This is a genomic window from Nocardia sp. N2S4-5, assembly GCF_044628355.1.
In the GTDB taxonomy this organism is placed as follows: Bacteria; Actinomycetota; Actinomycetes; order Mycobacteriales; family Mycobacteriaceae; genus Nocardia; species Nocardia wallacei_B.
The window spans coordinates 5,308,349-5,329,935 of sequence record NZ_JBIUPM010000001.1 but is presented as its reverse complement, the minus strand read 5'-3'; the positions used below and the strand labels follow the sequence as shown (position 1 = coordinate 5,329,935).

The 21,587-nt window shown below is 70.2% G+C and carries 19 protein-coding genes; 10 read left to right on the top strand and 9 right to left on the bottom strand.

What is annotated here, in order from left to right; genetic code table 11:
* The first annotated feature begins 6 nt into the window (after positions 1-6).
* The 5 genes from ACFMRZ_RS24380 (at position 7) to ACFMRZ_RS24360 (ending at position 6,196) form a co-directional block, all read left to right on the top strand.
* Positions 7-879, top strand: coding sequence for an amidohydrolase (locus tag ACFMRZ_RS24380; RefSeq protein WP_280272788.1), 873 nt, complete (start codon positions 7-9; stop codon positions 877-879).
* Between the two features lie 108 nt (positions 880-987).
* Positions 988-2,085 (top strand): CaiB/BaiF CoA-transferase family protein, encoded by a 1,098-nt coding sequence (locus ACFMRZ_RS24375; RefSeq protein ID WP_280272789.1) that lies wholly within the window; start codon positions 988-990, stop codon positions 2,083-2,085.
* 108 nt (positions 2,086-2,193) lie between these two features.
* The gene (locus ACFMRZ_RS24370) at positions 2,194-2,883 is read left to right on the top strand and encodes a hypothetical protein (protein ID WP_400180895.1); all 690 of its coding nucleotides are present in this window, start codon (positions 2,194-2,196) and stop codon (positions 2,881-2,883) included.
* A 147-nt stretch (positions 2,884-3,030) separates the two neighbouring features.
* Entirely contained in the window at positions 3,031-5,646 is a 2,616-nt protein-coding gene (locus tag ACFMRZ_RS24365) for a LuxR family transcriptional regulator (protein WP_280272791.1), read from the top strand.
* A gap of 139 nt (positions 5,647-5,785) precedes the next feature.
* Positions 5,786-6,196: a hypothetical protein gene (locus ACFMRZ_RS24360; RefSeq protein WP_400180894.1), complete on the top strand. Its 411-nt coding sequence runs from the start codon at positions 5,786-5,788 to the stop codon at positions 6,194-6,196.
* Positions 6,197-6,214: 18 nt separating this feature from the next.
* Here ACFMRZ_RS24360 and ACFMRZ_RS24355 read toward each other — a convergent pair whose 3' ends face one another.
* Together ACFMRZ_RS24355 and ACFMRZ_RS24350 are read right to left on the bottom strand one after the other, a co-directional pair.
* Positions 6,215-6,766, bottom strand: coding sequence for a methylated-DNA--[protein]-cysteine S-methyltransferase (locus ACFMRZ_RS24355; RefSeq protein WP_400180893.1), 552 nt, complete (start codon positions 6,764-6,766; stop codon positions 6,215-6,217).
* A 29-nt stretch (positions 6,767-6,795) separates the two neighbouring features.
* Entirely contained in the window at positions 6,796-7,026 is a 231-nt protein-coding gene (locus ACFMRZ_RS24350; protein ID WP_400180892.1) for a hypothetical protein, read from the bottom strand.
* 178 nt (positions 7,027-7,204) lie between these two features.
* On the opposite strand from ACFMRZ_RS24350, the gene ACFMRZ_RS24345 reads away from it, so the two are divergent.
* Entirely contained in the window at positions 7,205-8,704 is a 1,500-nt protein-coding gene (locus tag ACFMRZ_RS24345) for a PLP-dependent aminotransferase family protein (protein ID WP_400180891.1), read from the top strand.
* Here the strand turns inward: ACFMRZ_RS24345 and ACFMRZ_RS24340 are convergent.
* Positions 8,701-9,045, bottom strand: a complete 345-nt coding sequence (locus tag ACFMRZ_RS24340) for a rhodanese-like domain-containing protein (protein ID WP_400180890.1) — start codon at positions 9,043-9,045, stop codon at positions 8,701-8,703. The genes ACFMRZ_RS24345 and ACFMRZ_RS24340 overlap by 4 nt on opposite strands.
* A 167-nt stretch (positions 9,046-9,212) precedes the next feature.
* Positions 9,213-10,502 (bottom strand): adenylosuccinate synthase, encoded by a 1,290-nt coding sequence (locus tag ACFMRZ_RS24335; RefSeq protein WP_280272798.1) that lies wholly within the window; start codon positions 10,500-10,502, stop codon positions 9,213-9,215.
* Positions 10,503-11,278: 776 nt separating this feature from the next.
* Here ACFMRZ_RS24335 and ACFMRZ_RS24330 point away from each other — a divergent pair.
* Positions 11,279-11,902: a hypothetical protein gene (locus tag ACFMRZ_RS24330; protein WP_400182961.1), complete on the top strand. Its 624-nt coding sequence runs from the start codon at positions 11,279-11,281 to the stop codon at positions 11,900-11,902.
* Positions 11,899-12,684 carry a site-2 protease family protein gene (locus ACFMRZ_RS24325; protein WP_280275905.1) on the top strand — a complete coding sequence of 262 codons (786 nt, stop codon included), beginning with the start codon at positions 11,899-11,901 and terminating at the stop codon, positions 12,682-12,684. Before ACFMRZ_RS24330 ends, ACFMRZ_RS24325 begins: the two co-directional genes overlap by 4 nt.
* 371 nt (positions 12,685-13,055) lie before the next feature.
* Here ACFMRZ_RS24325 and ACFMRZ_RS24320 read toward each other — a convergent pair whose 3' ends face one another.
* From ACFMRZ_RS24320 to ACFMRZ_RS24310, 3 genes are all read right to left on the bottom strand, one after another.
* Positions 13,056-14,210 (bottom strand): aromatic acid exporter family protein, encoded by a 1,155-nt coding sequence (locus ACFMRZ_RS24320; RefSeq protein WP_280273738.1) that lies wholly within the window; start codon positions 14,208-14,210, stop codon positions 13,056-13,058.
* Positions 14,211-14,229: 19 nt separating this feature from the next.
* A complete protein-coding gene (locus ACFMRZ_RS24315; protein WP_280273739.1) occupies positions 14,230-14,691 on the bottom strand; it encodes a DUF3151 domain-containing protein in 462 nt (153 codons plus the stop codon).
* A gap of 642 nt (positions 14,692-15,333) precedes the next feature.
* Positions 15,334-16,479: a hypothetical protein gene (locus ACFMRZ_RS24310; RefSeq protein ID WP_400180889.1), complete on the bottom strand. Its 1,146-nt coding sequence runs from the start codon at positions 16,477-16,479 to the stop codon at positions 15,334-15,336.
* A 207-nt stretch (positions 16,480-16,686) separates the two neighbouring features.
* Here ACFMRZ_RS24310 and ACFMRZ_RS24305 point away from each other — a divergent pair, with 207 nt between their 5' ends.
* The gene (locus ACFMRZ_RS24305; protein WP_400180888.1) at positions 16,687-17,517 is read left to right on the top strand and encodes a hypothetical protein; all 831 of its coding nucleotides are present in this window, start codon (positions 16,687-16,689) and stop codon (positions 17,515-17,517) included.
* Positions 17,518-17,716: 199 nt separating this feature from the next.
* Positions 17,717-18,754, top strand: a complete 1,038-nt coding sequence (locus ACFMRZ_RS24300) for a fused (3R)-hydroxyacyl-ACP dehydratase subunits HadA/HadB (protein WP_400180887.1) — start codon at positions 17,717-17,719, stop codon at positions 18,752-18,754.
* A 2-nt stretch (positions 18,755-18,756) separates the two neighbouring features.
* On the opposite strand, the gene ACFMRZ_RS24295 is transcribed toward ACFMRZ_RS24300, so the two are convergent.
* Both ACFMRZ_RS24295 and ACFMRZ_RS24290 read right to left on the bottom strand, forming a co-directional pair.
* On the bottom strand, positions 18,757-20,247 hold the full coding sequence (locus ACFMRZ_RS24295) for a DUF4185 domain-containing protein (RefSeq protein ID WP_400180886.1): 1,491 nt from the start codon (positions 20,245-20,247) through the stop codon (positions 18,757-18,759).
* Between the two features lie 143 nt (positions 20,248-20,390).
* Entirely contained in the window at positions 20,391-21,512 is a 1,122-nt protein-coding gene (locus ACFMRZ_RS24290) for a BTAD domain-containing putative transcriptional regulator (protein WP_400180885.1), read from the bottom strand.
* Positions 21,513-21,587 lie beyond the last annotated feature (75 nt).

The following is a 21,587-nucleotide window of genomic DNA, read 5'->3' as shown; positions in this document are numbered from 1 at the left end:
GATCACGTGTTCGATGCCCATGTCCACCTCATCGATCCGCGGTTCCCGCTGAGCGAGAACGAGGGCTACCTGCCGCGGCCCTACACCATCGCCGACTATCGAAAGCGCATGTCGCGCTTCGACATCGACGGTGGCGCCGTGGTCAGCGCGTCGTTCCAGGGCACCGATACCGGCTTCATGCGGGCCGCGCTGGCCGAACTCGGGCCGAACTGGGTGGGTGTGCTGAACCCGGATCCCGATGCCTCCGACGAACAGATCGCCGAGCTGGACCGGGCGGGCGTGCGCGCGCTGCGGTTCAACCTCAAGCGAGCTGCCGGCGACATCGTGACGCTGACCATGGCGGCGCTGCGGGCGCACGACATCGCCGGCTGGCACGTCGAGCTGTACATCGACGGGTCGATGCTGGGTTCGCTGGAGCCGGTGATCTCCAAACTGCCGGCGCTGTCGATCGACCACATGGGTATGTCCGACGACTGCCTGCCGTACCTGCTGAACCTGGTCGACCGGGGCGCCCGGGTGAAGGCGTCGGGATTCGGCCGGGTGTCGATGAACGTGGTGTCGGCGATGCGGCGGATCCACACGGTGAACCCCGGCGCGCTGATGTTCGGCTCCGACCTGCCCGGCACCCGCGCCGGTCGGCCGTTCCGGGATTCGGATATCGAACTGATCGCCGATGCCGTCGGCACGGACATGTACAAGGTGCTCGAGGACAACGCCCGCGCCTTCTACCGGCTGCCGGTGAAGGTGCGCGCGGCCCACGAGGAACCCGCGCCCACGCTGCCGATCCGGACCGGGGAGCCGCCGACGCTGCGGCTCGACCGCCGCGATCTACCGAAACCCGCGCCCGCCGATACCGTTCCGCTGCCGGTGATCGAGTAGGCCGCGGGCGGCGGCACCCTGTCGTCGTCACCTCCGACGTTATTGTCATACTGACAATACCGGGCTGTGCTCCGGTAGAACGGGATCGACGACGAACCGAGGTAGGGCGTGAGCACTCCATCCGCAGCCACGAAGCAGGGCCCGCTGGCGGGCATCCGAGTTGTTGAACTGGCCGGTATCGGCCCCGGCCCGCACGCGGCGCTGCTGCTCGCGGATCTGGGCGCGGACGTGGTGCGGGTGCAGCGGCCCGGCATGCTGCCGGGGTTCATGGAGCGCCCGCAGTGGCGTGGCCGCACGATCGTCGAGGCCAACCTCAAGGACGCCGCCGACATCGAGCGGGTGCTGGGCCTGATCGAGAAGGCCGATGTGCTGATCGAGGGCTTCCGGCCGGGCGTCACCGAGCGCATGGGCCTGGGCCCCGACGCGGCCCTGGAACGCAACCCGCGCCTGGTGTACGGCCGCATGACCGGGTGGGGCCAGCACGGCCCGCTCGCCGACCGCGCGGGCCACGACATCAACTACATCTCGCTGACCGGCGTGCTGAACGCCATCGGCCGCAAAGGTGAGCGGCCGGTGCCGCCGCTGAACATGGTCGGCGACTTCGGCGGCGGCTCGATGTTCCTGGTGTTCGGCATCCTGGCGGCGCTGGTGGAGCGGCAGAGTTCCGGTAAGGGGCAGGTCATCGATGCCGCGATGATCGACGGCGCGCTGTCGCTGTCGCACATGATCTGGGGCATGCGCGGGGTGGGCCTGTGGTCCGACGAGCGCGGCACCAACCTGCTCGATACCGGCATGGCGTTCTACGACACCTACGAGACCTCCGACGGCAAGTACATGGCGGTCGGCTGCATCGAGCCCCAGTTCTACGCCGAGTTCCTGAAGGGCCTCGAGATCGAGCCCGAGGGCCTGCCCGCGCAGATCGACCCGAACGGCCAGGATCAACTGCGCAAGCTGTTCACGGAGAAGTTCAAGACGAAGACCCGCGACGAGTGGGCAGCCGTCTTCGACGGCACCGACGCCTGCGTCACTCCGGTCCTCACGCTCACCGAGGCGACCGCGAACGAGCACATCACCGCCCGCGAGTCGCTGGTGGAGATCGACGGCGTCGTGCAGCACGCCCCGGCCCCGCGGTTCTCCCGCACGCCGGGCGGCATTCCCACCCCGCCGCCGTCGGAGGCCACGCCGATCGAACAGGTCTGGGCATAGCGATCTTCCAGTTGCCTTGCGGCTGAGGGACTTCGGGCTGCGCGCCTGCGGGGACATTCCGGGACCCTCTAGGCTGCGAGAGTCGCCGATCCACAGGGGGAGCCGCAAATGGTCGATCCGTATCGGGCCGGGATGTCGGGACCGCCCCCACATCCCGGCCACCCGGTGCCGCAGCAGATGCCCTGGGCACCGCCCCCTCCGGCGTATCCGGCGGCGCCCCGGACGAGTCGGCGATCCGCCGCGACCGTGGTGGCGCTCGTCGCGTTGATCTCGACCGTGGTCGCGGATATCGCCGAGCCTTTCGTGGTGTCGGCTCGGCACTGGCCCTATGATTCCGATCTTTCCCTGGTGGCCCTGGCCGTGGCGGCCCTGACGGCCGTGACGGGTACGGTCATGCTGCTGGTGAAAGACCAGCCGACGGCGCGGACGCTGGCAGGGCTCGGCACCGGCGGATTGTTCCTGCATGCCGCCATAATGTTGATCGGCGGAAGCCGAGGGTGGTCGCCCGACGGGGGGCTCGAGGAGGCTCTCGAGGGCGGCCGATGGCTCATCGCCCTGGCGTTCCTGACGAATCTGGCTGCCGTTGTCGCACTACTGCTACCCGCCCCCTCGGCGTCGCCACGGCCGGCGCCTTACCGGCCGACGAACCCACCGCCCGGTGTGCCGCCGTGGCCGCAGGGCGGGCCCGGACCGGGAGCACAACCCTTCCCCGGAGCCGCGCAATTCCCAATGCCGCCCAACACTCTGCCGCCCGACGCCGCGGGTTCGCCGCCCACCCCGCCGATCCCGCCGAGCTGACAGCGGATGGCATGGTCGGTTGACCAATTGCAGGCGTATGGTCGTCCGGGCCGTTGATAGCAGGTGAACATTCACCCTGGATCTGGCACGGTCCGTTCGGGCTTGGTTCGCGCCGCCCACGATCGCTGAGGCACTAAAGTAATTCGCATGCCTCGGAATTGGCCGATGATCGAACGCGGGAACGAACTCGAGTCGATCCGCGCGGCACTCACCGGTACCGAATTCGTCGGCGCCGTGCTGACCGGCGACGCCGGCGTCGGGAAGACGACGCTGGCGCGCCAGGCGACGGCCGCGGTGGGCGGGAACATCAGATGGGTGGCGGGGACCGAATCCGCCCGCAGCATCCCGCTCGGCGTGTTCGCCCACATGGTCGGCGTCTACACCGCGCACGATCCGGTGACGTTCATGGCCGCGGCGCGCGAGGCGCTGCTGGCCGACGGGCACACCATCATCGGTGTCGACGACGCCCACCTGCTGGACCAGTTGTCGGCGACGCTGCTGTTGCAGCTGGCCATCGACAAGGCGGCGCGCATCGTGTGCACCGTGCGCAGCGGGGTGCAGGTGCCCGACGCGGTGACCTCGCTGTGGAAAGACGGCCACCTGCTGCGAATCGACCTGTCCCCCTTCAGCGAACGGCAGAGCGTCGAACTCGTCGAGTCGATGCTCGGCGGGCAGCTGGAGGGTTTCACCGCCAACCTGATGTGGGAGTCGTCGGGCGGAAATGCCCTGTTCCTAAGGCATTTGGTGGAGGGCGCGCTGGAAGTCGGCACGCTGAAGCAGGTCAACGGCGTGTGGCAGCTGCGCGGGCGGGCCGCCGTCACCTCGGAATTGGCTGCGCTGCTGGAGGATCGGGTCGAGCAGTTGCCCGAGGACGTGCTGCGGGTGCTGGAGCTGCTCACCTTCTGCGAGCCGATCGATCTGGACGTGCTCGCCGAGCTGGCGGGTGAGGAAGCGGTCGAGGCGGCCGAAACTCGCGGCCTGGTAAGGATTGTCGAGAATTCCCACCAGCTGCTGGTGCGCTACAACCATCCGCTGTTCGGCGAGGTGATCCGGCGGCGGCTGGGCATCGCGTCGGCCCGCCGGTTGCGCGGGCGGCTGTACTCGTCGCTGCGGGAGCGGCCGATCAAATCCGCGTCCGATCGCATCCGGCTCGCCGAATTGGCTTTGGACAGCGACAAATCCGCCGATCTGGAACTGTTCGAGGCGGCGGCCGCGGACGCCATCGGGCTGGCCAACATCCCGCTCGGCGAGCGGTTCGCCCGCGCGGCCGTGGAGCGCCGCGGCGGTGTCGAGTCCGCAGACCTGCTCGCCCGCGCGCTGCTCTACCAGGGGCACCGTATCGAGGCCGAGCGCACCCTGGCCAGCTTCGACCCGGACCAGCTCAACGAGCTGCAACTGGTGCGCTGGGGCAGCACCCGGGTGTCCAACCTGCTGTGGTCGATGGGGGACGCCGACCGCGCCGACGAGGTGCTGGCCCTGGTGCGCGACAAGGTCGCGCATCCGAAGCTGGCGCTGACGCTGCGGGGGCTGTCGTCCGCGTGCGCGGTCAACGAAAACCGTTTGGAGGACGCCTTCATCGACGCCGACACGGTGATGTCGGATGGCGAATCGCCGCCGTGGGCGGTGTGGTGGGCGTCGTTCGGCGGCGGCTTGGCGCTGGCGCTGATGGGTCGCGGCGAGGCGGCCCGCACCTACGCGGCCCGCGGGCACGAGGTCGAATCGCACATCGACGGCCTGAACCGGTTCATGTCCACGCACGCCGAGGTGCTGGCGCTGACCTTCACCGGAGATCTGGAGGCCGCCCAGCGGTGCGCCTCGTCGCACTTCGGCTATTCGGCGCCCGGTCAGTACCTGGCCTGGGGGCTGTCGAAGATCTTGCAGGGCACCGTGGATGTCGCCCGGGGGCGGTTCCCCGACGGGGTCGAGAATCTGGAGCAGGCCTTGGCCGCGCTGACCGCCGAGGGCGCCGCGGCGTGGATGTTCCCCGCGAGAGTGCGTCTGGCGGAAGCGTATTCGGCGCTCGGCCGCGCCGCCGAGGCCAAGGAGGTCATCACCGAGGCCGATCGTCGCGGCGGGCGGCACTCCGCAGTGTACGAACCGCAACTCGACATCGCCCGCGCCTGGCAGGCCGCCGCCGAGGGCACCGTCACCCCGGCCGTCCGGCTGGCCATCGCAGCCGCCGACGGCGCCGCCCGCTCCAACCAGCACGCCATCGAGGCGATGGCGCTGCACACCGCGGCCCGCTTCGGCGACCACAGCGTGGCCGGGCGGTTGGCGGACATCGCGGCCCGCATCGACGGTCGGCTGGTCCAGGCGCAGGCCCGGCACGCGGTCGCGGTCGCCTCCAACGACGGCCCCGGATTGGACTCCGCCGCAGCGGAATTCGAGGCGATCGGGTCGTTGCTGTCCGCGGCGGACGCGGCGGCGCAGGCGGCCTCGGCGCACGAGCGGTCCGGCGACCGACGACGCCTGCTGGAGTCGGCGGCGACCGCGAATCGGTTGGCGGCGGCGTGCGGCGGGGCCAGCACCCCGGCATTGCGGCAGTCCGCGCAGCCGTTGCCGCTGACCGCCCGCGAGCGCGAGATCGCCAATCTGGTCGCGGCGGGGCTGACCAACCGGCAGATCGCCGACCGGCTCACCGTCTCGGTCCGGACCGTCGAGGGGCACCTCTACCGTGCCTGCATCAAGCTCGACGTAACCGACCGCGAGGCGCTGGCCGAACTCATGCGCGGTGAGCCGCCCAGCGGCAAGCAGCGCGGCTGACGCGGCGCGGGCTGTGCGTGATTCGAAACTCGAGGTTTGACCCGGCGGATCGGTGGGCATAAGCCGTTGCGCCCGCTACGATCTGGGCGGGCGGCAGTGGTCGCCGCCCCGCAGCAGCGGATAAGGGTGGTGCATCGACGTGATACGTCGTAACCGCAACGTGAAGGCGGTAATTCGGGCCGGACTGGCCGCGTTGCCTTTGGCCGTCGCACTGGCCTGCGCGGGCGCGCCCGCCGCCGTGGCAGGACCGGGGCAGCCGGGCGTGACGACCCCGAAGCAACCCACCGAGCCGGGCACCGACGAGCCCGCCGACTTCCGTTCGGCCGCACCGCAGAACACCGCCCCGGCCCCACAGGCCAAGCCGCGCCCGGAAAAGAAGCCGGACCAACCCCCGGCCCCCGAACCTCCCGCACCCCGCAGCGTCCGAATCGGCGAATTCAGCGCCCCGGTCCCCGACGCCGTCCCCAGTGAACTGGTCGACGGCGTGAACCGCACCACCGAGGGCATCCAGAACGCCCTCACCCCAGGCACTCCCCCACCCGCGAAGTAAGGCTTCCAGCCAGAGGGCTCAGAAGAGGGTGGGTTCGCCGAAGCCTGGGGTGCGTTCGATTTCGAGTAGGCGTTGTTTGGTGGTGAGGCCGCCGGGGGCGGAGAAGCCGTGCAGGGCGTGGTCGGCGGCGAGAACGCGGTGGCAGGGGACGATCAGGGGGATGGGGTTGTGGCCCAAGGCTTGTCCGACTGCCTGGGCGGCGCCGGGGGCGCCGATTCGCGCGGCGACCTGGCCGTAGCTCAGGGTGCGGCCGGGGTCGATGGCGCGGGTGATGTCGTAGACCGCGCGGTGGAATTCGGGGCTTTCGTTCTGGTCCAACGGGATCCAGCGCAGATCGTCCAGGGTGCCGCACAGATGTGCCCGGACACCGGCGACGGCCTCGGCCATCGGCCCGGACGGCTCCTCCTCGCGCACGCCGGAACCGCGGCCGAGCAACCGGGACCGGGTAGCGGCGGCGGTGGCCTCGGGGAGCAGGAACCGCACCACACCGATGTCGGTCCACGCGATCGCGCAGGCGCCGATCACGGTATCGAAGAGCGCCCCGGCGACGGGCCGGTCCGAACGCAGCATGTGCCCAGTGTGCACCGTCGCACCGACAGCTACCGTCGGCGTTCACCGGCCGTCTCCGATTCGCGGTGCGCCCGGATGGCGGTCAGCTCCGCGTACTGCCGCCGATCATCGCCATAGGCCATGGACCAGTCGGCCATCGGTGCGTGCGGGCGATATCGCTCGAACAGTTCGGCGGTGCGATCGGCACGCCGGGGTGCGTACCGATACACCATGACCGCGAAGATCACGACGACTGCCAGGGAAGCGAGGAAGGAGAGCATAGCCCCAGCGTGCGACCAACTGGACCCGTATCAAATATCCACTGATGCGATACTGGCTCGATTTCCGCGACGACCGGAAAGACGGGTGGAGACCGGCCCAGGAGAAGTGCGGTCATGGCCTCCAGCGTGCGCCGCGCTGGACTTGAAATACATAGCCAATATCGCAATACTGGCCTGCATGGCACTACGTGTGATCAGCGCGGCCACCCTGACCCGCGACCTGGGCCGCTGGCGGCACGACGATTCCGAGCCCGGCTCCGCCGCGCGGCGCACCTCCCGTCCGGCGTATCTCGCACTGGCGGAGAGCATCCGGCTGCTGATCCACGACGGCCGCGCGCCCCTGGGCGTCGCCCTCCCCAGCGAGCGCGACCTCGCCACCGCCCTCGGCGTCAGTCGCACCACCGTCACCTCGGCGTACGCGCTGCTGCGGGAGAACGGCTACCTGATCAGCCGCCAGGGTTCGCGGAGCACGGTCGCGCTGCCCGCCGGTGTCACCCACGACGGCACCAAGCCCGCGCGCAGCATCCTCGCGATGATGTCCCCGAACGAGCTGCCCGCCGTCGACCTGACCTACGCCGCGATGTCCGCTCCGCCGGAGATGGGCGACGCGTATTCCGCGGCGCTGCAAGGACTTCCGATCTACCTCGGCACGCACGGCATGGACCCGGTCGGCGTGCTGCCGCTGCGCGAGGCGATCGCGCGCCGCTATACCGAGCGCGGCCTGCCCACCGACCCGGACCAGATTCTGGTCACCCTCGGCGCCCAGCACGGCCTGCGGCTGCTGTTGAACGTGCTCACCGCGCCGGCCGAGCGGGTCCTCATCGACCATCCCACCTACCCCAACGCGATCGAGGCGATCCGCGACGTCGGCGCCCGGCCCGTGCCCGTACCGCTGCGTCCCGAGCGCCCCGGCGCCGCCTGGGATCTCGACGGAATCCGCAGTGCCGCACGGCAAACCGCGGCCAGCACCGCCTACCTCGTACCCGATTTCAACAACCCGACCGGGCTGCTGATGAATGCCGAGAGCCGGGCCGAACTCGCCGCCATCGCCCGCGAGACCCGGATGACGGTGATCGTCGACGAATCCATGGTGGACCAGCAGCTCGAGGGTGAAAACCCGCCGCCCGCAGCCGCTTTCGCGCGCGGGCCGGAGATCGTCACGATCGGGTCGGCGTCGAAGTCGTTCTGGGGCGGCCTGCGCGTGGGCTGGGTGCGGGCCAATCAGACGCTGATCACGAAGCTGCTCGGCACCCGGTCGACGGTCGACCTCGGCACCCCCGTGATGGATCAGCTGGCCACCGTGTATCTGCTCGAGCACGCCGAGACCATCCTGGCCCGCCGCCGCGACCAACTGCGCAGCCGCCGCGAGACGCTGCTGAGCACGCTGGCCGAGGAACTGCCGGACTGGCGTGCGGTGCCCGGCGTCGGCGGCATGTCACTGTGGGTCCAGTTGCCCGCCCCGGTCTCGACGGCGCTCGCCGCCACCGCCCCGAATCACGGCGTATTGCTCGCGGCCGGACCACGTTTCGGCGTGCAGGGCGCCTTCGAGCGTTTCCTGCGCCTGCCGTTCACGCGGGAGGAATCGGACCTGCGCCTGGGAGTGAAGGCCGTCGCCGCCGCCTACGCCGCCCTCACCCCGCACGCCGCCGATCCGTTGGCCCCGCTCACCTGCTACTAGCCGGGCCGGTGTTCCGCCTCCAGGGCTCCACCGGCGGCACGCCAGTCGACGAGCCCGCCGGACATGTTCTTGGCCTCGAAGCCGTACTCGATGAGCAGGTTGGCGGCGCCATAGGACCGCAGGCCGCCGGTGCAGAAGGTGATCAGAAGCCGATCGTCGGGCAGGTCCCCGCATCCGTCCGCCAGCTGTTCCAAAGGTAGGTGGACCGCGCCGGGGATATGGGTGCGGTTCCATTCGAATTGCCGGCGCACATCCACGATCAGCGCCCCGGCGCGGACGGCGTCGATCGCCTCCGCGGCCGAGACGGACGGTGCGCGATACAGGTAGTGCCGAATCCCCACGGGTCTGTCCTCACTTCGTCGGTCGACATTCGGCTCCGGTCGAGGCGCCACCTCCCGCGACTTCGCACGGACGTCGACCATCACCAACCTTCAGCCTAGCTGAAGGTCTGGCTCGAAGATTAGTCCGGCAACGCACAGTGGTCCGGCGGACTGCGCCGGAGGAAAGGTCAGCCCAGTACGTCGTGCCGGACGATGGTTTCGTCGCGGCCGGGGCCCACGCCGATGCAGGAGATGCGGCTCCCGGAGAGTTCCTCCAGGCGGAGCACGTAGGCCTGGGCGTTGGCCGGGAGGTCCGCGAAGGTGCGGGCGCCGGAGATGTCCTCCCACCAACCGGGCATTTCCTCGTAGATGGGCCGGGCGTGGTGGAACTCGGTCTGTGTGGTCGGCATCTGCTCGACGCGCTCGCCGTCGATCTCGTAAGCGACGCAGATCGGCACCCGGTCCAGGCTGGACAGCACGTCCAGCTTGGTGAGGAAGTAGTCGGTGATGCCGTTGACGCGGGTGGCGTAGCGGGCGATGACCGCGTCGAACCAGCCGGTGCGCCGCGCGCGGCCGGTGGTCACGCCCACCTCGCCGCCGGTCTTGGCCAGGTACTCGCCGGACTGGTCGAACAGCTCGGTCGGGAACGGGCCGGAGCCGACGCGCGTGGTGTACGCCTTGAGGATGCCCAGCACCGCCCCGATCTTGTTGGGCCCGATGCCCGATCCCACCGCCGCGCCCCCGGCCGTGGGGTTGGAGGAGGTGACGTACGGATAGGTGCCGTGGTCGACGTCGAGCAGCGTGCCCTGCGAGCCCTCGAGCAGCACGGTCTCGCCGCCCTCCAGGGCCTGGTTCAGCAGCAGCCGGGTGTCGCTGATGCGGTGCTTGAAGCCCTCCGCCTGGGTCAGCACCTCGTCGACCACCTGCTGCGGGTCGAGGGCGCGGCGGTTGTAGATCTTGACCAGCACCTGGTTCTTGAATTCCAGCGCCGCCTCGACCTTCTGGGTGAGGATCTTCTCGTCCAGCAGATCGGCGACCCGCACGCCCACCCGCGCCACCTTGTCCTGGTAGCAGGGTCCGATGCCGCGCCCGGTCGTGCCGATCTTCTTGTTCCCGAGAAAGCGTTCGGTGACCTTATCGATGGCCACGTGATACGGCATGATCAGATGCGCGTCGGCCGAGAGCAGCAGCCGCGAGGTATCCACACCGCGATCCTCCAGCCCCGCCAGTTCCTCCAGCAGCACCCCCGGATCGACAACCACCCCGTTGCCGATCACATTGGTCACCCCCGGGCTGAGAATCCCCGAAGGGATGAGATGCAGCGCGAAGTTGTCCCCATTGGGCAGCACCACGGTATGACCGGCATTGTTGCCGCCCTGATAGCGCACAACCCATTGGACTCGACCGCCGAGCAAGTCGGTAGCTTTGCCCTTACCCTCGTCGCCCCATTGGGCGCCGATCAGGACGATTGCCGGCATGTGGAGTCTCCTACGGTTAGACGCGCAGCGTCCACGACGCTGCAGCTACCTGCCGTTTCCGAGGCGGTGGCCGGGAGCACAGTCTAATGGATGCCACCTCGCCCCCTCCCGAGCCGACGCGCCCACTGTGGCCCGCACCACACACCCCCACCGGATGCGAACCGCCCCAACACCTTTCACCCCCCACCCACCCCACCCATGACACAAATCACACCAAGACCAGCACAAATACAAGATCGAACACCCACACCCGAAGAAGCTCACCATCACGCAACCCCACCCCGGCCCCACGAAACACAAACCCGAAAAGACCCCCAAGCCCCCACCATCACGCAACCCACCCCCCCCTACGAAACACAAACCCAAAAGCACCCCCAAGCCCCCACCATCACGCAACCACCCCAGCCCCACGAAACACAAACCCAAAGGCACCCCGAGCCCCCACCGTCACGCAACCTCACCCGGTTTGCGGCGCGGCTCGGTTTTCGAGCGCCGCTGCGCAAGCGACGAAGGAGCCAGCAGCGGTGCTCGAAAACCGAGCCACAGGGCGCCGCAAACCCGCGACGCCGAAGGCGGCGCCAAAGACACAGCAACCGAGCCACAGGGCGCCGCAAACCCGCCGCGGCGAAGCCGCGGCCAATAAACACAGCTATGGTGGCTCGGGAGGTGAGCCGGAAGGGGGCTCGCCCGAGTGCAGCGAGGACGATGCAGTTGCCAGGTCCGAGGAGGGTGTACCGCGGTTGAGTACCCATGTTCTCCGCTGCAACGGCGCCCCGATGCCGATCGCGCTCGCGTCCCTGCCGACCACGCAGACGGCGGCCATTCCGGAGGGTTCGGAACTGGACGAGCTGCTGCCCGTGCTGGCCGCCGACAGCCTGCCGCGGCTGATCGTGCTGGGCGAGGATGCCGGGCTGGCGGCGGTGCTCACACATCTGCTGCGCACGGAGCGCTTGGGCGTGGAGATCGGCTATGTGCCGGTGGACCGCACCTACGGTTCGCGCGCCTATCAGACCGGTACCGGCTCCGCGGCCGCCAAGCGCGCGCTGGAGGGTAAGCCGGCCGAGACCCCGCTGATCCGCGACGACACCGGCAAGGTGCTGGTAGGCCGGGCGACGATCTGCGGCCCGAACGGCGGCAAGCTGGAGGGCGAGGCCTACGTCGACGATGTCCGGCTGTTCACCGGAAGGGTTGGGGCGCTGCATATCTCGCCGACGTTGGAGCAGCCGGGAGTGCGCGCCACGGCGGTGCGCGGTTTGCGCAAGCGCCGCTGGGTGGCGGGCCGCGCGGTGCAGTTGGGTTCGCCGGGTGCGCTGGTGACGCGCGACGGGATCAGCAGCGACCGGACGGTGCCGCGGTCGAGTTTCTATCGGCACAGCGAGCCCTGGTTGCTGGTCCGATGAGCCGTCCGTTCGGCGCCCGCCGCATGTCGGGTGCGGTGCGCCCGAGCCCGGTGTTCCTGTTGATCATCGTGGTCGCGGTGCTGGGTGGCGCCTTGGCCTGGGATGCCGACGTGTCCTCGACGCGGGCGAAGCTCGGCGTGTTCGTGATGGTGGTGTTCGGCTGGATCGTCAGCCTGTGCCTGCACGAGTTCGGGCACGCGTTCACGGCGTGGCGGGCGGGCGACCGCGAGGTCGAGTTGCGCGGTTATCTGACGTTGAACCCGTTGAAGTACAGCCATCCGGTGTTGTCGATCGTGCTGCCGATCATCTTCATCGCGCTGGGCGGGATCGCGCTGCCCGGCGGAGCGGTCTATCTGCAATCGGGCAGCTTCTCGACGCGCACGCAGCGGATGATCAGCGGCGCGGGCCCGGCGGTGAACGCCGTGTGCGCCGTGGTGCTGTTGCTCGTGGTGCGGCTGTTCGGGTCGTCCACATCGCATCCGGCGTTCTGGTTCGGCCTGAGTTTTCTCGCCTATCTGCAGATCATCGCCACCGTGCTGAATCTGATCCCGGTGCCGGGCACCGACGGGTACGGGATTCTGGAGCCCTCGCTGAGTTATCAGACGCGGCGGTCGCTGGATCAGGTGAAGCCGTGGGGCTTTCTGCTGCTGTTCGCGCTGCTGTGGGGGGTGCCGCCGCTGCGGGACGCCTTCTATCAGCTCGTCGACACGCTGTTCGACCTGTCCGGAGTTCCGTGGCGATGGTGGCGGTACGGCAGCAGCCTGACCTGGTTCTGGATGTAAACCCCCCACCAGGTCGGCCACCGAACCGCGCACCATCGCCCGGATCTCCCCCTACTTTCCCCTCCCGGTCGGGCCGCCCGATCTCGGAGGATCGAGCGGCCCGCTTCGCTCGAGTGCGGGCCGGCCACCACACCATATGACCGCTGTGCCCACCGCTGTCGCGAAGTTCCAACCGCGCCAACCCCTCGCCGACGCGGTCGTGAACGACGTTACGAGCGAGGCGGGGCGGGTACACGAGTAGTCCACTACCCGAAGATCAAAGCCGGTGTCGCACAGCTCGAATCGGACACTCGCAGGTCGGCCCGGATGCACGTGCACGGCTGCGTAGTCGAGATCGCCTGTGGGCGCGGGCGATTCGACGGCTAACCGGCTCAGTCCTCAGGAGTGACGTAAGGGTTGTCGACCGTCGGCGGCAGCAGCGCGATCGCCGACAGCCGCTTCACTCCACAGACCTGCATCAGATCCACCACGATGGATCGCAGTTGCGCGAACACCACGTGTGCCGACAGACCCGCGCCGCCGACCAGATCCTTGGTGGCGGCCTTGGCGACTCGGCGCAGCACCCGGGTGGCCTCCGCGGCATCGGGCTGTTCGCCCGGATCGGCGAGCATGTAGCGACGCACCACATCGATCGCCTTGCCGAGGTCTTCCACCTCGTCGATCAGCCGCGGGTCGAGGATCTCGTCGTCGCGCACCAGGGTCAGCGCGCGGCGCAGCAGCACGCGGGTGTTGCGGACGGCGTTGTCGAGCGGGTCGGCGGCGGTCCGGATGGTTTCCAAGCGCCGGCGCGAATTCCAGTACAGCGGCGAGATGCGGCTGACCTCGCGGCCGCCTTCCAACGCGCTGCGCAGCCCGTCGATCTGCGGTTGCGTGCCGCGGACGGAGTCCAAAGCGAGGCGCACCTTGTCGGCGTTCTGTTCGTGCAGCCCGTCGGCGCATTCGGTGAGCGACTTGCCGACCACCGCAAGGATGTCGGCGGCCTGCTGGCGAGCGCGCCGCACCGGATGCAACGGGATGGCGGCCACGACCACGACGCCGACGAGTCCGCCGACGAGGGCGTCGATCATCCGGTTCGCGCCGCCGCCGGTGTGCGGCGGCATCAGCGTCGCCACCAGCACCGCGGAGCTCGCGGCCTGCATCGGGATGATCGCGCCGCCGTCGAGGAAGATCGCCGTCGCCATCGCGAACGCCACCACGAGAGCGATCTGCCACGGCCCGGTGCCGACCCGCGCGATGAAGAAGTCGCCGATGCCGATGCCGACCGCGACACCGGCCACCAGTTCCACCGAGCGCCGCAGTCGCGCGCCGAAGGACACCCCGATCGAGATGACGGCGGCCATGGGCGCGAAGAACGGCTGCGGGTGGCCGATCACGCGGTGCGCGAGGAACCAGGCCAGCGCGGCGGCGACGGCGCACTGCACGATGGGCAGCGCGGATTTGCGCAACCGCTGGGAGCCGTTGCGCAGGCGCTGCTTACCGCTGTCGCGGACGGCCCCGATCCGGATCGATGACGACGGGTTGGTCAATGCGATGGGCGGGTTTCGCTCAGTCCAGGCCGAGTTCGCTCGCGGCCCGCGGATCGCAGTCCTCGAGCAGATCCAGGCAGCGGGCGTATTCGTCGGTCTCGCCGATGGCACGGGCGGCGCGGGCCAGCGCGCCGACGCTGCGGAGGAAGCCGCGGTTGGGCTCGTGGCTCCACGGCACCGGGCCGAAGCCCTTCCAGCCGTTGCGGCGCAGCAGGTCCAGGCCGCGGTGGTAGCCGGTGCGGGCGAACGCGTAGGCGGCGATGACGTCGGGCCGGACCGGGCTCGCGCCGTCGATGTCGGCGCCCTCGGCCTCGGCGCGGGACAGCGCGTCCTCGGCCAGGCATGCCCAGGCGATCGACGCCGTCGGGTGCGCGGCCGCCACCTGCACCGGGTCCTGACCGTCGAGTATTGCCTCCTCCGCGTCGGAGAGTTCGGGGAGCAATACCGGCTGCGGTCCGAGCAGATCGCCGAAGGAGGTCATGGGGACATTATTCACATGCCGCGCCGCCCGGCGCCGACTGTCGTGCCGCAATGTGCACCGCCGCCCGAAATGCTCGTTAGGCTGACCATCGAGTTCACTGTTGACGTTGAGCGAGGGGTAGCGCGTGTCCGACCCGAACGACCAGAAGCCCGAACGGCAGGCACACCCGGGGTCCCCCGGCGCCGAACGTTCTTCGCCTGCCGTGCCGCCCCCCGGCCCGGCCGGGTCCGACGGACAGACCCAGCGCATCCCCCGCGACCGAGTACCGGGCCGCACCCCCTCCGACACGCCCGACCCCGCCGCGCCGATGCCCTCGCCCACCGCGGAAACCGAAGCCATCCGCAAGGAGCCGAAGCCCGGCGGGCCGTCTCCCGCCCCCGGCCGCCCCGGCGTCGCCCCCTCCCCGGCCCCACCGCGGCCGGGCGGCAAGGGCGTCACCGGGTTGCCGCAGCGGATGGCGACCGGTTCGAGTGCCGGTGCGGGGCAGGGTGCTTCGCGCGGCGCGGGATCGAGTCCTGCGGGCGGACAAGGAGCCTCGGGAGTGCCGGGGTCCGGTGCGCCGTCGTCCGGCACGCCTGACCAGCGCGAGTCGGGAGCGGCCCGGACCGAGCCGGTGCCCGCGCAGGAGCAGGCGGCACCGACTCAGCAACAGCCCGGCCGCCCCGATAACCCTGCCGCACAGAGCAATTCGCCCTCCCCACGCCCCACCTCAGCCCCCGCTGGACGACCGATTCCACCGGTCGGCGCCGCCGACCGCAACAAACCCGGCACGCCGCCCACCGCCGCACCGAACCCAACCACCCCACGCACCTCCGGCTCCAGCGAACCAGCCTCCGGCCCCTCGGAACCCACCACCTCCATTCCCCGCGCATCCGGCCCCGGTACCCCCGGCTCCGCCCCGTCCGGCTCCGGTACCCACGGCTCCGGTCCGTCCGGCCCTGGCACCCCCAGCTTCGGCACGTCGGGCCCCGGTGCCCCCGGCCACGGCCCGACGGGCCCTGGCACGTCCGGACCCACCCCCTCCGCTCGCCCCACATCCGGGTCCGACACCACCGGCTCTGCCCCGTCCGGCCCCAACGCATCCGGTCGCGGCGCGACCGGCTCCGGCAAACCCGGCCCGGGCACGCCCGAACCCAGCGCCTCGGGTCCCCGTGAATCCGGATCCAGCACCACTGGCTCCACCTCGCGCGGCCCCAGCACACCCAATCCCCGTGAACCCGCGCCCAACACCACCGGCTCCACCTCGTCCGGCCCCAGCACACCCATGGGCGTGACTGGCTCCGGCAGATCCGGCCCCGACCCCAGCACCCCCGGTCCGCGCGCGTCCGGGCCCGGGAGGACCGGCTCTGGCACATCAAGTTCCAGTGCGCCCGGTTCTCGCGGATCTGAAGTGGGTGGTTCCGGGCCGAGCGCGTACGGCTCCGGTACATCGAGCCCGAGCGGCTCCGGCTCCAGCGCATCGGGTCCGCGCGCGCCCGGCTCGGATGCCGCCGGCACGTCCGGGCCCAGTGGATCCGACCGCGGCACAACGGGTTCGGGCACGTCCGGCCGCGATGCGACCGGCTCCGGCACGTCCGACCGTGGGTCGACTGGTCCCGGGACGTCCGAATCCAGCAGGACCGGCACCAGCGAATCGGACCGCAACACAGGCGAATCCGGCACCTCCGGCCGCGGGCCTGCGGGGTCCGGCACCGCCGGTCCCAGCGCCGCTGATCCTCGGGCATCCGGGTCGGGGGTATCCGGCTCCAGCGCAAGCGGACCCGGAACGTCCGGAACCTCCTCGCCCACAGCGGATTCGATCAAGCGTACGGCGGCTGCGGCTGGGGTGGGGGGTGCGGAGGCTGAGACCGAGGCGATTCCCAAGGCCCGTGGGGGAAGGGGGCTGGGGGTAAGGGGACCGAGGCTTCGGGTGGGGAGCCGAGTGGGGATGAGGCGGAGACTACTGCTATTCCCGCTATTTCCAATCCGTCGGATGCCAAGACGATGGTGTTGCCGGTGCAGCAGCCGGGTGATCAGGCGACCGAGAAGATTCGGACCGGCGGTGCGGCGCAGTCGGGGGATCGGGTGGTGTCGTCCGGGGCCGGACCGGCTCCTGTTACCCGGCCGCCCGCTACCCCGCGGCCGGGATCGGGGCCGAAGAACCCTGTGCCGCAAGGGCCTTCGGGGCCGGGGCAGTCGCCTCCCGCGGAGCAGGGCCGTCCCGGCGCTCGGGCGGCCAAGCCGAGGCAGGGCAGCGCCCCGTCGCCGGCCGATATCCAGCCGACCATGCCCGCCCAGCCGCTGCCGCCGCGTCCAGCGCAGCCGCAGCAACAGCGCCCCGTCGCACCGCCGCAGCATGTGCCGCCCGCCGCACCGCCCGCCAGTGCCCCGGGCGCCCCGGGCAACAACCGCAAGCGCTGGCTGATCGCGGCCGGGGCGGCCGCGGTCGTGCTCGTGGTCGTGCTGGTCGCCGCCATCGTGGGGCTGTCCGGCGGCGGCACCGACAATTCGCCCGAGGGCCGGGTGAAGGCCGCCGTGTCGGAGTACGCCGACGCCCTCGACAGCGGCGATCTGACCGAATTGCGCGCGGCCACCTGTGGTCCGCTGCACGACTTCTATCAGAACATCGCCCCGGACCAGTTCGCCGGCGTGCACAAGCTGTCCGTGGACCAGAAGAAGGTCCCGCGGGTGGACAGCGTCGATTCCGTGGAGATCACCGGCGACAAGGCGGTGGCGCAGGCCGGCGTGTACACCGACGCCGACCCCAACAGCCGCACCGCCCGCACCTTCGATCTCCAGCAGACCCCCGACGGCTGGAAGGTGTGCGATCCCCCGAACGCCGGGTGACCGTCGAGCCGCTGTGACGTTCACCGCCGCCTGTGACATTTCGGCACGGGCGCGCGATGAACGTCACAGAGAACTGGTCGCCGGTCCGACACCCCGGTAGCATGGCCCGGTTACCTGGCCGCCCCACATCAGCCCATATTCCGGGGTTTCGGCCGGTCCGAGCATTTACGCAGTAAGAGTTGAGCAGGGAGCAAGGGATATGCCGCTGGCACCCGACGCGCCGGCACCCACGGCCTTGGCCGGTCGGCATTTCCGGATCCGGGATCACTACGACGTCGGGCGGGAGAAGATCCGCGAATTCGCCCGCGCGGTGCAGAACAGCCATCCGTCGCACCGGTACGACGCCGACGCCGGAAAGCTCGGCTGGGACGGCATCGTCGCGCCCCCGACCTTCGGCTCGGTGATCGGCATGATCATCACCCAGGCCCTGCTCGACACGGTGCTGTCCGACTACGACCTGTCCCAGGTGCTGCAGACCGATCAGGTCTTCGAGTCGCACCGCCCCATCGTGGCGGGCGACCGGCTGCGCAGCGAGGCGGTGATCGAGTCGATCCGCCGGGTGCGCGGCAACGACTTCATCGTCGTCAAGGCCATTCTCACCGATACGTCCGGCGCCGTCGTGCTGGTGGCCACCACCAGCATCGTGGCGCGGCTGGGCGCGGGCGACCCGGACATCGTGCGGCTGGTCGAGGGAGTGGTGATGCGGCGCCGCGACGAGAACAACGTCGATCCGGAGGTGCTCGCGCCGATCCCGGCCGAGGAGGGCACCCTGGTGCCGACGCTGGCCGAATCATGGCGTGGCACACCGGTTCACACCGAACCGAGCTTCGACGATCTCGACGTCGGATACCAGCTGCCCGTCCTCACCATGCGGGTCAGCCGCGGCGATCTGGTGAACTACGCCGGCGTCTCCGGCGACTTCAACCCGATCCATTTCAGCGACCGTGCCGCGGAGCTGGCGGGCCTGCCGACCGTCGTCGCGCACGGCCTGCTGACGATGGGCCTGGGCGGGCAGTTCCTGAGTTCCTGGCTGGGCGATCCGACCGCGATCGAGAGCTACAGCGTCCGCCTGTCGGGCTTCGTCCCGGTGGAACCGCTGTCCCCCGCCCAAATCGAATTCACCGGCAAGGTCAAGTCTTTGGACCCGGAGCGCCGCACGGCCACGATCCTGCTCAGCGGAACCTCCGCGGGCAAGAAGCTGTTCGGAAGGGCGATCGCCCAGGTTCGCTTGAGCTAGGCCTACCCTTCCAGCTCGGCATGCATCAGGTAGACGTTGTAGTCGCTCCAGGTGCTGATGGTGAAGTACAGGTCCGAGCCGGTGGACCACGGGTGGATGAATCCGCCGTACAGCTCGGGGTATGCGCTCACCGAGACCGTCGGCGTGCTGTCCGACCATGCGCCCTGGGGCGAATTCGCTTCGCGCACAACGATAGCGGCCTTCGCGGTGTCGAGATAGCTCAGCTGCCAGACCTCGCGGCCGGGGTCGTACCGGACCGACAGCTCACCGGCGGGGCCGTCGACGATCGGCGTAGCGGAGGCCGCGCCGCCGACCGAGGTCCAGTTCCCGTCCCGCCAGTACTGGTAGGCCGTCGTGTTGAGCACCTGGTCGACCGGCACCCGGGCGAGCCCCACCGCGCCGAGCCGGGTATTCGGGGTGCCGAACATGTACACGTAGTCGCCGTGCGGAACCATCGCGGACACTTGGAAATTCGACAGCCCGAAGATGTTGTCCCAGCGCGCGTGCGGGTCCTTGGTCCAGGTCTGGCCGTGATCGTCGGAGTAGGCGATGCCGCCGTAATTGGTGTAGAAGGTGCCGGGGACGCCGTTCCAGGTGCGAATCGACATGTAGCTCAGGTACTGCCGATATCCGGTCGGCGAATCCGGTTGCGGCAGTGCGAAACCGGAGGTCGGGATGGTGGTGATCTCGATATTGTCCTGCTTGCGGCTCGACAGCACCTCCGCCGCGTGGCAGCGGCCGTCGGTGACCATGCGGTCCAGCACCACACCCTGACTCAGGTCTCGGTTGCTGCTGAAGCCGAGCAGATTGCTGCGCCAGTCCCCGCCCATCCCGCCGGGCGGATGGAAGCCGACGCCGACGGTGTCGCCGAAGGCCATCGCGACCTCGTCCGGGCCGCTCTCCCACATGATTCCGAGATCGGTGCCGTACACCTGCCACCGCTTGTCGGTGCGGTTCACCGACTGCGCACCGGTCAGCTTGGCGACCTCGCGCACGCCCCGTACACCCGGCGCGGGCGGCGGCGCGGTCCGGGGCGCGGCCTCCACCGGCGGTTCGGCGCGCGGCGGGGGCGGCGGCACCGGATCGGGTGACGGTCCGGGCGGCAGCGCGAAGTAGAACGGCTGCGGACGCAGCAACAACTCGGGTACGCCGAGACGACCGAGCGGGCCGGGCGGCGGCTCCGGCGCGTCGGTGAGGTCGGGACACGGGTTGGCGCACGAATCCGGCGGCAGCTCCTGTTGCGTCCGGGTGGGCGGACCCGCGGGCCCAGGCCCCGGATCCACTGTGACCACCGGATACGGCACCGGCACCTCGAGCGTCTTCGGCACCAGCCCGGCATGGGCGGGCGCCGGATCGCTCGCGCACGGACCGATCCCGGGAACCGGTGCGGCCGAACCGCTCTCGGCGTCGGCACGGGCCGCGGGCGGCGCGCCCAGCAGCGTCCCGGCACCCAGGACGATCGTTCCAACGGCAGCCAGCAGCCGCACGGCCATGGTCCAACCCCTCGACACCCGTGTCTTGCGCGAATTCGGACGCCGCGAACGCGATCCGCGGCCTTCTCACCCGCGCCAGACCCTACCGGCCCGGCCGCGCCGATTCGTGCCATTTCACACCCGCGCCGCGGGTCCGGACCGCGTTATTCGGCGTCGGCCCGGAAGACCAGCACCGTGGCGCCGATCCGCACCACGTCGCCGTCGGTGAGCATCGCGCCGCTGTCCACCGCTTGCTCGTTGATGAAAATGCCGTTGGCCGAATGCAGATCCTTGATCAGCAGTCCGGCCCGGCTCGGCTGGATGTGCGCGTGATACCGGCTCACCTTGGGGTCGTCGAGTACCAGATCGTTGTCGGTCATCCGGCCGATCTTCAACCCGGCCTTGCCGATCGGGACCGTGCGGCCGTCCGGCAGCCGCAGCTTACCGCCGCGGGCGCTGCGCGGCACCTCGGTCACGGTCTCGGTCATCGCCTTGGCCATCCGCTCGGCCTGCGCGATCGCGAGGGTGTTGAGCGGCTCCTGCCGCAGCACCCGCTGTTCCAGCTCCACCAGCGCCGGGCCGGGATCGATGCCGAGTTCGTCGGCGAGCACGGCGCGCACGCGGCGGCAGGCGTCCAGCGCGTCGGCCTGGCGGCCGGACAGGTACAGCGCGGTGATCAGCTGCGCCCACAGCGGTTCCCGCAGCGGATGCGCGTTCGTCATCGACACCAGCTCGCCGACCACCGAAGACGCTCGGCCGCAGGCTATCTCGGCGTCGATGCGGGCCGAGGCGACCAGCAGGCGCTCCTCGTCCATGGCGGTGGCGAAGCTCTCGGCGAACGACAACCCGGACAGGTCGTCGAGCGCCTTGCCGCTCCACTCGGCCAGCGCCGTCGCGAACCGCCGCGCCGCGGCCTCGTGGTTGCCCGCGTCGGCCATCTCGGTGCCCGCCCGCCGGGCCAGCTCGAAACGGCCCAGATCGCAGCCGTTGTCGGGGACCTCGAGCCGGTAGCCCGACGACTCGGTGCGCAGCACCGTCGCGGGCTCCACGCCCGAATTGCGCAGCGCCTTGCGGATATTCGACACGAACACCTGCAGGCTGGCCTGATAGGAATCCGGCGGCTGCTCGTTCCACACCATGTCGGCCAGCGCTTGCGACGACACCGCCCGGCGGCGATTCACCGTGAGCGCCGCCAGCAGCGCACGCGGTTTCGGCCCGCCCACGGGCACCGGCACACCGTCGACCAGCAACTGCACCGGCCCCAGGACGCGCACATCCAAGCTCATGGACCCCTACCTAACACGCAGCGTGCCCACCCGTCGACCCTGGGTATAGCACCGACCCGAAACCCTTGCCGCCCC